This is a genomic window from Ochrobactrum sp. SFR4 (genome assembly GCF_019730395.1).
Classification (GTDB): domain Bacteria; phylum Pseudomonadota; class Alphaproteobacteria; order Rhizobiales; family Rhizobiaceae; genus Pseudochrobactrum.
Window position 1 is genome coordinate 202,064 of record NZ_JAAPBB010000005.1, and the last position, 12,381, is coordinate 214,444.

General features: G+C 51.2%; 13 protein-coding genes. 9 read left to right on the top strand and 4 right to left on the bottom strand.

The genetic code is table 11. The annotated features are described in order from the left end of the window. Window positions 1-17: 17 nt before the first annotated feature. From HBA93_RS08485 to HBA93_RS08495, 3 genes are read right to left on the bottom strand one after another with little or no spacing between them, the layout of a single operon-like run. Complete coding sequence (locus tag HBA93_RS08485; RefSeq protein WP_221722980.1) at window positions 18-371, bottom strand: VOC family protein; 354 nt, start codon at window positions 369-371, stop codon at window positions 18-20. 6 nt (window positions 372-377) lie between these two features. Next, complete coding sequence (locus HBA93_RS08490; protein WP_221722981.1) at window positions 378-764, bottom strand: GFA family protein; 387 nt, start codon at window positions 762-764, stop codon at window positions 378-380. 20 nt (window positions 765-784) lie between these two features. Next, window positions 785-1,393, bottom strand: coding sequence for a TetR/AcrR family transcriptional regulator (locus HBA93_RS08495; RefSeq protein ID WP_122092966.1), 609 nt, complete (start codon window positions 1,391-1,393; stop codon window positions 785-787). A gap of 97 nt (window positions 1,394-1,490) precedes the next feature. Here HBA93_RS08495 and HBA93_RS08500 point away from each other — a divergent pair, with 97 nt between their 5' ends. Beyond that, complete coding sequence (locus HBA93_RS08500) at window positions 1,491-2,726, top strand: MFS transporter (RefSeq protein ID WP_221722982.1); 1,236 nt, start codon at window positions 1,491-1,493, stop codon at window positions 2,724-2,726. 49 nt (window positions 2,727-2,775) lie between these two features. Here HBA93_RS08500 and HBA93_RS08505 read toward each other — a convergent pair whose 3' ends face one another. After that, window positions 2,776-3,756 (bottom strand): aldo/keto reductase, encoded by a 981-nt coding sequence (locus HBA93_RS08505; RefSeq protein WP_221722983.1) that lies wholly within the window; start codon window positions 3,754-3,756, stop codon window positions 2,776-2,778. Between the two features lie 123 nt (window positions 3,757-3,879). On the opposite strand from HBA93_RS08505, the gene HBA93_RS08510 reads away from it, so the two are divergent. From HBA93_RS08510 to pyrF, 8 genes are all read left to right on the top strand, one after another. Then, window positions 3,880-4,764, top strand: coding sequence for a LysR family transcriptional regulator (locus HBA93_RS08510; protein ID WP_221722984.1), 885 nt, complete (start codon window positions 3,880-3,882; stop codon window positions 4,762-4,764). A 14-nt stretch (window positions 4,765-4,778) separates the two neighbouring features. Further along, window positions 4,779-5,405 carry a nucleotidyltransferase family protein gene (locus HBA93_RS08515; RefSeq protein ID WP_221722985.1) on the top strand — a complete coding sequence of 209 codons (627 nt, stop codon included), beginning with the start codon at window positions 4,779-4,781 and terminating at the stop codon, window positions 5,403-5,405. Window positions 5,406-5,420: 15 nt separating this feature from the next. After that, complete coding sequence (locus tag HBA93_RS08520; RefSeq protein ID WP_221722986.1) at window positions 5,421-6,392, top strand: Gfo/Idh/MocA family protein; 972 nt, start codon at window positions 5,421-5,423, stop codon at window positions 6,390-6,392. Between the two features lie 317 nt (window positions 6,393-6,709). Beyond that, window positions 6,710-8,617, top strand: coding sequence for a molecular chaperone DnaK (gene dnaK / locus HBA93_RS08525; RefSeq protein ID WP_221722987.1), 1,908 nt, complete (start codon window positions 6,710-6,712; stop codon window positions 8,615-8,617). A 287-nt stretch (window positions 8,618-8,904) separates the two neighbouring features. Then, window positions 8,905-10,050 (top strand): molecular chaperone DnaJ, encoded by a 1,146-nt coding sequence (dnaJ, locus tag HBA93_RS08530; protein WP_221722988.1) that lies wholly within the window; start codon window positions 8,905-8,907, stop codon window positions 10,048-10,050. A gap of 239 nt (window positions 10,051-10,289) precedes the next feature. Then, window positions 10,290-10,889, top strand: a complete 600-nt coding sequence (pmtA, locus tag HBA93_RS08535; protein ID WP_122093079.1) for a phospholipid N-methyltransferase PmtA — start codon at window positions 10,290-10,292, stop codon at window positions 10,887-10,889. A gap of 132 nt (window positions 10,890-11,021) precedes the next feature. Beyond that, the gene (locus tag HBA93_RS08540; protein ID WP_221722989.1) at window positions 11,022-11,582 is read left to right on the top strand and encodes an NADPH-dependent FMN reductase; all 561 of its coding nucleotides are present in this window, start codon (window positions 11,022-11,024) and stop codon (window positions 11,580-11,582) included. A gap of 70 nt (window positions 11,583-11,652) precedes the next feature. Continuing rightward, window positions 11,653-12,369, top strand: a complete 717-nt coding sequence (pyrF, locus tag HBA93_RS08545; RefSeq protein WP_286201820.1) for an orotidine-5'-phosphate decarboxylase — start codon at window positions 11,653-11,655, stop codon at window positions 12,367-12,369. Window positions 12,370-12,381 lie beyond the last annotated feature (12 nt).

Here is a 12,381-nt window from a genome sequence, read left to right on the forward strand (position 1 = left end):
TTTTTATAACTCTGTATTTAGCCGCGCAGGCCTATGCAATTGCCCCACGGATCGCGGATCTGGCACATGCGTAATTCGTCCTGAATATTTAAAGGACCCCGATAGAGAGTGCCGCCAATAGAGAGCAAATGCGCGATAGCTTTATCAAAATCCTCCACCTGCCAATAGACGACAGAGCCGGCAGCACCTGAGGCTACTTTTTCATCCGCCGGTACAATTTCCAGATCAACGGAACCGATTTTAAGATAGTCAAAGTCAAATTCTTCCAGCCGCTGTGCCACAGCCTGCGGAAAAGCCCGCTGATACCATTGCAGGGCTGCAGCAACATCACTGACATGGATGAGGACGGAGGCGATTGTCTGATTGGTCATGTGTTTCTACCGGTGATCCGGATGCCACCAATCGGGCTTCATATCTTCGAAAGACGTGTATTCCGGTGCAAATTCCGGCTGGTTATTGTCGTCAAAACAGCCAAGCAGCAGGGCTACAACCGGCTCATCATCAATTGCCCCGATGGAGCTGCCACAGGCAGAACAGAAGGCGCGCTGGGAATAATGGGAAGAACGATAGGTGGCCGGTTTTTCGCCTTTACCTGTCCAGCGCACAGCTTGGGCTGCAAATTCCACCCAGACGGCGGTGAGCGCACCGGTATGTTGCTGGCAGTTCTTGCAGCAGCAGCTGTGGGGTTTAAGCTTCAGAGGATCGCCTATGGCCTCAAAGCGGATGGAGCCGCACAGACAGCCGCCGCGATAGGTTTTCATCATTGTTTTGATGTCCCGATTCGTCAGGCAGCTACTGTTACCCGCTGCGGCATGGCACGCATAGCCATTTCAATAATGCTTTGGATCACTTCTCTGTTGCCGCCATCGCGGGCTTCATAGGACAGGCTCTGCAACATAGCATGATAGAATTCCGCCATCTGGGTCAGATCGGTGCCTTTCGGCAGATCACCGTCTTGCAGAGCACGTTCACAACGGGCAAAAATCCGCTCAAAAGAAGTCTGGCGAATAGCTTTGAGAAACTCTTTGACTTGCTTGTTTTCCGGTTTGCACTGGATGCTGCTGACGCTGACCATGCAGCCGCCTGCAGGGCAGGCATAGACCTTATCCGCATGGGTTTCGAGCATAGCGCGAATGCCCTGCTGAATGGTTGCAGCCTGATCCAGTGCAACAAGCGGCGCACCGCCGATTGTTGCGGTATAGTGATCGACCGCCTCACGGAAGGCCTGCTCCTTGGAGCCGAAAGCCGCATAGAAGCTGGGTGGTGTAATGCCGATGGCCGCAGTAAAGTCGTTAATCTGGGCGCATTCATAGCCTTTTTCCCAGAAAACCTTCATCACACTGTTCAGCGCAACTTCCCTGTCGAAACTGCGGGGTCTGCCGCGTAAAGCCATCTCATACCTTTCTTTAGTATGTCTTATATAATTCACTTGACCGCAGCATTCAAGTTGCTATGAATTATGTAATCTTCACTACATAATGAGATTCACGATGAATGATGTTTGCGATTCTGCATTAGCCGCAGAACGAGCGCCTGATATTTCTGTTAGCACAATTACAAAATCCGGAACGGATAAACCTGCAATTCCGCTGGTTGTTTATTGCTTATCACTTGGTTTTTTTGCTCTTACCACGTCTGAACTGATGATTTCCGGCATGTTGCCCTCGTTGCAGCAGGCTTTCGGCCGTTCCATTGCCGATATCGGCAATCTGATTTCACTCTATGCCATGGGCATGGTTGTTGGTGGCCCGCTGGTGACAATCCTGTTTCTGGCGCTGAAAATCGAGAATAAACGCGGGCTTTTATTTCTGCTGATTTTCTATGCACTGGCACAAAGTGTGGCGGCCTCAACCAGCAATTTTGAAGTTTTAATGGTGGCGCGTGTTGTAACCGGCATGGCAGCGGCGACCAGTTTCGGTCTGATGCTGGCGATTACGGCTCAATTGGTTGATCCGAGTATTCGCGGGCGTGCCTCATCGCTGGTTTTTGCCGGATTGATGATTTGTACAGTCTTTGGTGTGCCTGCGGCGACAATGATTGATCATGCATTTGGCTGGCGCGCCAGTTTCTGGGCGATTGTGGTGCTGGTATTGTTTTGTGCGCTCGTCATTGCACTGAAAATTGAAACTGCGCCGGAAGGAAAGGGCGCCGATCTGCGCTCGGAACTGAAAGAAATGGCAAAACCGAAGCTCTGGGCTGCCTATACAACCAGCGCGCTGGTAATTGGTTCGTCCTTCGCGGCCTATAGCTATTTCTCTCCGATCATAACGGAACTGTCCGGTTTCACATCTGGGCAGGTGCCGGTGCTGCTGGCGGTCTATGGTGCCGGTAACATCCTTGGTAATTATATCGCAGGGCGTTTTGCTGATCGTTATACGTTCAAAACTTTGTCGATCGGTATCAGCCTGATGGTCTTTGCGATGTTGCTTTTTGCCTGTCTCCCGCAGTCAAAAATTGCTGCTGTGACTGCAATCATAATGATTGGTCTGACCGGTATCGCGCTTAATCCGGCTTTGGTTGCCCGTGTTATGCGGATTGCGCATCCGGGTGCATTGGTCAATGCTATGCACGCCTCGGTGATCAATATTGGTCTGGCATTCGGCCCATGGGCGGGTGGTCTGGCAATCTCATCGGGTCTGGGGTTGAATGCGCCACTGTTTGTCGGCTTCGGCATGGCTTTGGCCGGGTTGCTGACAATCCTGCCGCGCGCTTTACGTAATGTGTGAAAGAAAAGGCGCTGTTTGACAGCGCCTTTTTTGTTTGAAAGACTCGTTTTTACAGATAGGTCATGGCCAGCGAGGCGTCGGTATAGCGTTTGCCTGCAACCTGATCCGGTGTGATAGCTGCACCGATATGTGCAAGTTCTTCTGTACTGAGTACAACATCCAGCGCCTTCATATTCTCATCAAGCCGGCTGATTTTACGGGTGCCGGGGATCGGCACAATAAAATCTGCCTGATGAAGAACCCAAACCAGCGCCAGCTGTGCCGGTGTGATCTGCTTATCGGCAGCAATCTGTTCGAGGAGATCAATCTGGGCATTATTTGCTGCGAGATTTTCCGGCTGGAAGCGCGGCAATCCTTTACGGAAATCATCATCTGCCAGATCAGCCTGTGTGCGGACACTGCCTGCAAGCATACCGCGGCCAAGCGGGCTGTAAGGTACAAAGCCGATGCCAAGTTCACGGCAAACCGGTAAGACGCTGTTCTCCGGATCACGCACCCAGAGCGAATATTCGCTTTGCAAGGCAGCAATCGGATGCACTGCATGAGCGCGGCGCAGTGTTTCAGGTCCCGCCTCAGACATGCCGATGGTGCGGATTTTACCCTCATTGATCAGATCTTTCAGCGTACCGATCACATCTTCAATCGGTACAGCCGGATCAACACGATGCTGGTAGAACAGGTCAATGACATCTATGCCGAGCCGTTGCAGGGAGGCTTCAGCCACGGCACGGATATGATCGGGATGGCTGTTCACGCCGGTTGTTTTGCCATCTTCGATTTTAAAACCGAACTTCGTGGCGATGGTCACTTTATCACGGTATGGTTTCAGTGCCTTGCCGAGCAGTTTTTCATTCTCAAAAGGCCCGTAAACTTCTGCGGTGTCGAATAGTGTTACCCCAATATCAACGGCATGGTGCAAGGTGCGGATCGCTTCCGATTCATCCTGCCCGCCATAGGCATAGCTCATCCCCATGCAGCCAAGACCAAGGGCTGAGACTGTGAGTTCGGCGCCAAGTTTACGCATTTTCATGATTGTTTCCTTCCGCAGAGCGATGATACATTTTGTATTTCATCCGGTGATGAAAACATATGCTTGTTCGCATTGTTCGATAATCCGGTTTTATTTTTACAGGCTGTTCTGTAAAACAGATCAATGAAACGTTCACAGCTCTCTCAATTAGCGGTTTTTGCTGCAGTTGCCGATCATGGCAGTTTTCGCGCGGCGGCAAAAGATCTGGCCATTGCTCCTTCCGCCGTCAGTCAGGCTGTTGCGCAGCTTGAAACGGCGCTTGGTATAACCTTGTTGTTACGCACCACACGCTCAGTGCATCTGACAGAAGCAGGGCAGAAACTGCTTGCCGAACTTGCACCAGCACTGGGTAATATTGATACGGCATTGCAGACTGTGCAGGATATGCGTGACGCACCTGCAGGAACGGTAAAAGTCAGCACACCGCGTTCAGCCGCACATATTTTTCTGGCGCCAAAATTCAAAAGCTTTGGTGAAGCCTATCCGGATATTGTGCTGGATATCCACATTGAGGATCAGTTTGTGGATATTGTCGCGGCTGGCTTTGATGCCGGTATCCGGCTTGGGGAAAGTCTCGCAAAAGATATGATTGCGGTGCCGCTCGGGCGCGCCTTGCGTTGTCCCGTTGTCGCTTCTCCCGCCTATCTGGAGCAGTATGGGACGCCGCAGCACCCGCAGGATTTAATCGCGCATCGTTGTATCCTGAAGCGGTATTCTTCGGGTAGCTTGCACCAATGGGAGTTTGAAAAACAAGGGCATAGACTGGACGTTACCCTCAACGGCCCGCTGATACTGGATGATAATCATCTCCTGTTACAGGCAGCGCTGGACGGTGCAGGGCTTGTCTCATTGCTGGAGCCATCTGTGGCAGAGTATCTGCAAAAAGGTATGCTGACAGAGGTATTGCCGGACTGGGCACAACAATTTCCGGGCATGTATATTTATTATCCGAACCGGCGTAACATGCGTCCGGCGCTTCGTGCTTTTATTGATTTTTTCAAATTATAACGGACGGAAATCCCATGTCGCATCTGCGTTATTCCGGCTTGCCTGCTGAACAACAGCAAGCCGTTTTTCTGGATATTGTCCGTAGCAGTCCGCTTCTGAAGGATGTGCTGAGCCGCGCACAACTATTGAACCTGCCTGATTGGTATATTGTATCGGGCGCGCTCTATAATCTGGTGTGGAATGTGCTGACCGGCAGGCCGGAAACCCATGGTATCAAGGATGTGGATCTGTTTTATTATGATGCATCCGACATATCTTACGAGGCAGAAGACCGGATTATTAAATCAGGTGATGAGATATTTTCCGGGGTCACTTTGCCAGTGGAAATCCGTAATCAGGCGCGGGTACATTTGTGGTATGAAAAGCATTTCGGACTGGTGTGCCCGCCTTTGCGCTCCAGTGAGAACAGTATTGACCGCTTTGCTTCAAAAACCCATGCGGTTGGCACAAGACTTGAACCGAATGACAGTCTGAAACTCTATGCGCCTTTCGGTCTGGATGATATTTTCTCGCTCCGGCTGACACCCAATCCGGTGGCTGATAATCGTGAAACACATCATATCAAAGGTCTGCGGGCACAGCAAAACTGGCCGGAAGTGACAGTTGTTCCGTGGCCTGAAATGACTGCACTCAATTCATAACGGAAAGGTATCCTTATGTTCCGCTGGGGTATTTTATCAACCGCCAATATTGGTATCACGCAGGTACTTCCTGCAATTGCGGCATCTGAAACCGGTGTGGTTCAGGGCATTGCCAGCCGTGATGCAGCACGCGCCCGTGCTGTGGCTGACCGTTTTAATGCGCCTTTGAGTTTCGGATCCTATGAGGAATTGCTGGCAAGCGATCAGATAGACGGCGTTTATATTCCGCTGCCGACATCCCAGCATATTGAGTGGTCTTTGAAAGCGGCAGAGGCAGGCAAACATGTGCTCTGTGAAAAGCCGGTTGCTTTGAAGGCAGAGGAGATTGACCGTCTGATCACTGCGCGCGATCGCTATCAGGTAGTGATCTCCGAAGCTTTCATGGTTTATTATCATCCGCAATGGGCAAAAGTGCGCGAGCTGATCTCCTCCGGCCAGATCGGCCGCTTGCGCATGGTACAGGGCTGCTTCACATATTTTAATAATGATCCGGCGAATATGCGCAATCAGGTTGGACTTGGCGGCGGTGCTTTGCCGGATATCGGGGTCTATCCGACTGTGGTGACGCGTATGGTGACAGGGCAGGAGCCGCAGGAAATCTTTGCCCGTATTGAACGCGATCCGGATTTCGGCACTGACCGTTATGCAACTGTGCTGGCACGTTTTGCGGATTTTGATCTGAGTTTTTATGTGGCAACACAGCTATCTGGGCGTCAGCAGATGGTCTTCCATGGCGATAACGGGATGATTACGGTTCATGCGCCGTTTAACGCCGGAAAATATGATCATGCACGGGTCACATGGCATGACGGTTCACACACCGCTTCACAGGAATGGACTTTTTCCAATATCAACCAATATAGCCTGCAGGCTGATGCTTTTGTGCGCTTTGCCCGCGGGGAGAAAGAAGTGCTTTTCAGTCTTGAAAATTCAAAAGCTAACCAACATGTTATTGACAGGATTTATACAGCAGCCGAAAAGCAGTGACATAAAGCGCATCCTAAAAAGCGGAAACCGGTTTTTAGATAAGATGTGCGGCATGCTTCGTGCTGTAATAATTTTTTAAATTCTGAAAAAACCGTCAAAATCGATCAAAACAGATAAAAAACGCATCAAAATGCGGGATTTTTGTCGCAACCGCGGGCTTGTGGCTTGCAGTGAAAATCCCCCCTTCTTATATACCCCTCGACTCGTGGCGATCAGGCGTTTAAAAGCCGGTTCGTTTTGTCAAAAACCCGATAGGGGCTGCCACATGGAATGCTCGGCAGAGGTCCCGGCAGTTCGCTGAATGGAGAAGAATAAATATGGCTAAAGTAATTGGTATCGATCTGGGAACGACCAACTCCTGCGTCGCCGTTATGGACGGTAAGACTGCGAAGGTCATTGAGAATGCTGAAGGTGCACGTACAACGCCTTCGATTATTGCTTTTACCGATGGTGACGAACGTCTCGCTGGCCAGCCTGCGAAACGTCAGGCTGTTACCAATCCGGAAGGCACGCTGTTTGCTGTTAAGCGCCTGATCGGCCGCCGCTTTGATGATCCGATGGTCACCAAAGACAAAGATCTCGTACCTTACAAGATCGTTAAGGGCGACAATGGCGATGCATGGGTAGAAACCCATGGCAAGAAATATTCACCTTCGCAGGTATCCGCGATGATCCTTCAGAAAATGAAGGAAACCGCTGAATCCTATCTCGGTGAAAATGTAACGCAGGCTGTTATTACAGTTCCTGCTTACTTCAACGATGCTCAGCGTCAGGCAACCAAAGATGCCGGTAAGATTGCCGGTCTGGAAGTTCTGCGTATCATCAACGAACCAACCGCTGCGGCTCTGGCCTATGGTCTCGATAAGAGCGAAGCCAAAACTATTGCTGTTTACGACCTTGGTGGTGGTACATTCGACGTATCGATCCTCGAAATCGGCGATGGCGTGTTCGAAGTGAAGTCCACCAATGGTGATACTTTCCTCGGCGGTGAAGACTTTGACATGCGTCTGGTTGAATATCTGGCAGCAGAATTCAAAAAAGAGCAGGGCATTGATCTGAAGAACGACAAGCTCGCTCTGCAGCGCCTCAAGGAAGCCGCTGAAAAAGCGAAGATCGAACTGTCTTCTGCTCAGCAGACCGAAATCAACCTGCCGTTCATCACCGCTGATGCAACCGGTCCTAAGCACCTTGCCATCAAACTGTCGCGTGCGAAGTTTGAAAGCCTGGTGGATGATCTGGTTCAGCGCACCATTGAACCATGTAAAGCTGCACTGCGCGACGCTGGCCTGAAAGCCGGTGAAATCAGTGAAGTTGTGCTGGTTGGTGGTATGACCCGTATGCCGAAAATTCAGGAAGTTGTTAAAGCTTTCTTCGGCAAGGAGCCACATAAGGGTGTGAACCCTGATGAAGTGGTTGCAATGGGTGCTGCTATTCAGGCCGGTGTTCTGCAGGGTGACGTTAAAGACGTTCTGCTGCTCGACGTAACACCGCTGTCGCTTGGTATTGAAACACTTGGCGGTGTGTTCACTCGTCTGATCGACCGCAACACAACCATTCCGACCAAGAAATCGCAGACTTTCTCGACCGCTGAAGATAATCAGTCGGCTGTGACGATCCGCGTTTCGCAGGGCGAGCGTGAAATGGCTGCAGACAACAAGATGCTCGGCCAGTTTGATCTGGTTGGCATTCCGCCTGCACCACGCGGCGTACCGCAGATTGAAGTGACTTTTGACATCGACGCGAACGGTATCGTGAACGTGACCGCGAAAGATAAAGGCACCGGTAAAGAACATCAGATCCGTATTCAGGCATCCGGTGGTCTGTCCGATGCTGATATTGAGAAGATGATCAAAGATGCGGAAGCCAACGCCGATGCCGATAAGGCGCGCCGTGAAGCTGTGGAAGCCAAGAACCAGGCTGAAGCTCTGATCCATTCAACCGAAAAGTCGCTGAAAGATTACGGCGATAAAGTTTCCGGTGATGACAAGGCTGCGATTGAAACAGCTCTTGCTGCACTGAAAACCGCTGTTGAAGGCGATGATGCGGAAGACATCAAAGCGAAAACACAGACCCTTGCTGAAGCTTCCATGAAGCTTGGTCAGGCTATGTATGAATCAGCACAGGCTGAAGAAGGTGGCGATGAAGCCGCTGATGTCCGTGCTGATAAGGACGATGTTGTTGACGCCGATTTCGAAGAAATCGACGAAGACAAAAAGAAATCCTGATTTATCAGGTTGAAAGGCAAAGCCCGGCTTAGTGCCGGGCTTTTGTCCATTCAGTTGCCTGCGGTCTTGCAAGTCTTTCACGGCATAATGCAAAATTCCGGGCGCATGAATTTACCCGTCTCTGGACATCGGTTTGCGGTGTCACCACATAAACCGGACGGGATGAACAGGTCAGCGCCGGATATTGGTTTGTTAAAAATCAGGGCTGCGACAACCTTCAATGACTGTCTGAAAATGTTCTGATCGGGGCGGCATCATCAGACAACAGCCATCGGGACGAATGGTTTATGAAAGTGGATTATTACGAAACGCTCGGCGTTATCAGAACTGCGGATGATAAGGTTATTAAAACGGCCTATCGCAAACTGGCAATGCAATATCATCCGGATCGCAATCCGAATGATGCGGAAGCAGAGCGCAAATTTCTTGAGCTGGGCGAAGCCTATGACGTGTTGAAAGACCCGCAAAAACGTGCGGCCTATGACCGTTTCGGTCATGCAGCCTTTGAAAATGGCGGTGGCGGTGCCGGCGGATTTGGCGGCTTCGGTGGCGGCGGTTTTGGTGCCGGTGGCTTTGCTGATATTTTCGAGGATATTTTCGGCGATGTTATGGGTGGCGGTCGCAACCGTCGGACCAATGGCCGTGAGCGCGGTGCTGATCTGCGCTATAATATGGAAGTAACACTCGAAGAAGCCTATGCCGGTAAAACGGCACAGATCAGTGTTCCGGGCTCTATTTCCTGTGAGGAATGCACGGGCACGGGTGCCAAGAAAGGCACACAGCCGGTTACCTGTACAACTTGCGGCGGCGCCGGTCGTGTGCGTGTGGCTCAGGGCTTCTTCTCAGTGGAGCGTACCTGCCATACCTGTAACGGCCGCGGCCAGATGATTAAAGATCCGTGCCCGAAATGTGACGGCGCGGGACGTATCAGTCAGGAACGCAATCTGTCGGTTAATATTCCGGCAGGAATTGAAGACGGCACACGCATTCGTCTGACCGGTGAAGGTGAAGCCGGTACACGCGGCGGACCGAGCGGTGATCTTTATATCTTCCTGTCGATCAAGCCGCATGAATTCTTCCAGCGCGACGGATCTGACCTTTATTGCAAAGTGCCGATCTCGATGGCGACAGCGGCTCTTGGCGGTCAGTTTGAAGTGGCAACGCTTGACGGTACACAAACCCGTGTGAAAGTGCCGGAAGGCACCCAGAACGGCAAACAGTTCCGCCTCAAGGGTAAGGGCATGCCGGTGCTGCGCCAGCAGACAACCGGCGATCTTTATATCCAGATTGCGATTGAAACACCGCAGAACTTAAGCAAGCGTCAGCGTGAATTGCTTGAAGAGTTTGAGCAGATTTCGTCAAAGGAAAACAGCCCGCAATCGACCGGCTTTTTCTCGCGGATGAAAGAATTCTTTGAAGGCATCCGCGATTAGAGTGCCGTGCGCCCCATTGGGCGCACAAAACTCGCTCTGACACTTTAAAATTATGCTCTAATCGCTTTGACTGCAGAAAATAACCGGAGCGGCATTTGTATTTCATGCGAATGCCGCTTTTTTATGCGCCATATTTTATGGTGTTCCTGAAGAAAAATATCATCTCTCTCCGTTTTTGCCTTGCTTCCGCCGTGAAACGCGGCAATTCTTTGTCTGCTGGCGACATATGGGAGTATTTGATGGCTGGGCTGATACCAAAGAAACTTGCACAAAAATTCGATGAAGAGATTCGCTTCTTCAAAGGCTGGATCGATAAGCCGAAAGCTGTTGGTGCCATTTTGCCAACAAGTGGTGTTACAGCACGCCGCATGGCCAGCATTGTTAACCCGTCATCGGGGCTGCCGGTTCTGGAACTGGGACCCGGCACCGGTGTGATTACCAAAGCCATTCTTGAGCGCGGGATTGAACCGCAGAACCTGTATTCAGTTGAATATTCGGCTGAGTTTTTCCACCATTTGCAGAACACTTATGCGGGGGTGAACTTCCTGCAGGGGGATGCCTTTGATCTTGATAATGTGCTCGGTGAAGCACGGGATCAGCAGTTTGACAGCGTGATTTCCGCCGTGCCGCTGCTCAATTTCCCGATGGAAAAACGACTGGCATTTCTTGGCGATTTGCTAACCCGTATTCCTGCGGGGCGTCCGGTCATGCAGATTTCTTACGGGCCGGTTTCACCGCTGCCGGTCGGGCGTGGTGCTTATAGTGTCGAAGGCTTCGATTTTATTCTGCGCAATCTGCCGCCTGCGCGCCTGTGGGTTTATCGCCGGATTCTGGTGTAGATTGCGGCCATCCGTAAAGTGCAGCACAGAACGCCGTATCAGAATGTTGATGCGGCGTTGCTTTTTTATATGCGGCGCTAAATAGTGATGTTCTGACTATTTAATTTGCGTGTCATTGAAAGGATCAGCTCTATGTCCTCAGTTCTCGTTTTTGCCGGTTCCACCCGTAAAAATGCCTATAGCGGTCAGCTTGCCGGTGCTGCTGTGCAGGAACTGACACGGCAGGGCGCAGAAGTAACCTATATTTCGCTGAAAGATTATCCGTTGCCGATTATGGATCAGGATCTGGAGGCGGAAGAGGGCATTCCGGAAAATGCTTATAAGCTTGCACGGTTGTTTGCGGCGCATAAAGGACTGCTGATTGCTTCGCCTGAATATAATTCATCGATCCCGCCGCTTGTGAAAAACACGCTGGACTGGATCAGTCGTATTCATGAAGATGGTGGTAAACCATTTCAGCCGACATCGCATCTGACTGTGGCACTGTGCTCGTCTTCACCTGGCGGTTTTGGCGGTATGCGCGGTCTTTATCATCTGCGCTCAGTTATGATGATGCTTAATACCCAGATTATTTCTGAACAATGTTCGGTTGCTCATGCCCATCAGGCCTTTAACGAGGATGGTGCATTGCGCGATGAACGCACAGCGCAGACCCTTGCTCGTGTTTGCCGCAGCCTTATCAGCAAGATCTGATCTTTTCACTCAGCACTTGTTGTGCGATGAGGGATAAATTTCAGATCAGAATGAAGTGCGGAGACAGATTATGGATGTGAGCAGCGTGCGCGACCGGTTGATTGTTGGCCTTGATGTGCCGGATGTAATTGCGGCGGAAAAGATCGTTGAGGAACTTGGCGATACGGTTTCGTTCTATAAAATCGGTTACCAGCTGGTGTTTTCGCAAACGGCAAAGGGCGGTGGTCTGGATTTTGCTTCACACCTGCTCTCGATGGGCAAAAAAGTCTTTCTCGATGTGAAACTACTCGATATCGATAATACAATCGCTAAGGGCGTGGAAAATATCGCCAAGCGCGGTGTGACCATGATGACGCTCCATGCCTATCCGAAGGCGATGCGTGCAGCTGTGGAAGCTGCCAAAGGCTCAGACCTCTGCCTGCTTGGTGTGACTGTGCTGACCTCGATGGATCAGGCGGATATGCTGGAGGCCGGTTACACTATGTCACCGGAGGAACTGGTGCTGCGCCGCGCGCAGCAGGCAAGTGATGCAGGGATGGGCGGTATTGTAGCCTCTGCCGCTGAGTCGGCCGCTATCCGTAAAATAGTCGGGCCGGATATGGCGATTGTCACGCCGGGTATCCGTCCTGCGGGCAGTGAAGCCGGAGACCAGAAACGTGTGATGACACCAGCAGATGCACTTCGCGCCGGTTCGAGCCATCTGGTTGTGGCGCGTCCGATTGTTGGTGCTGCAGACCGTAAAGCGGCGGCACAGAGCATTCTGGAAGAAATGGCCGCGGCTGTGTGAAAATTATGAATG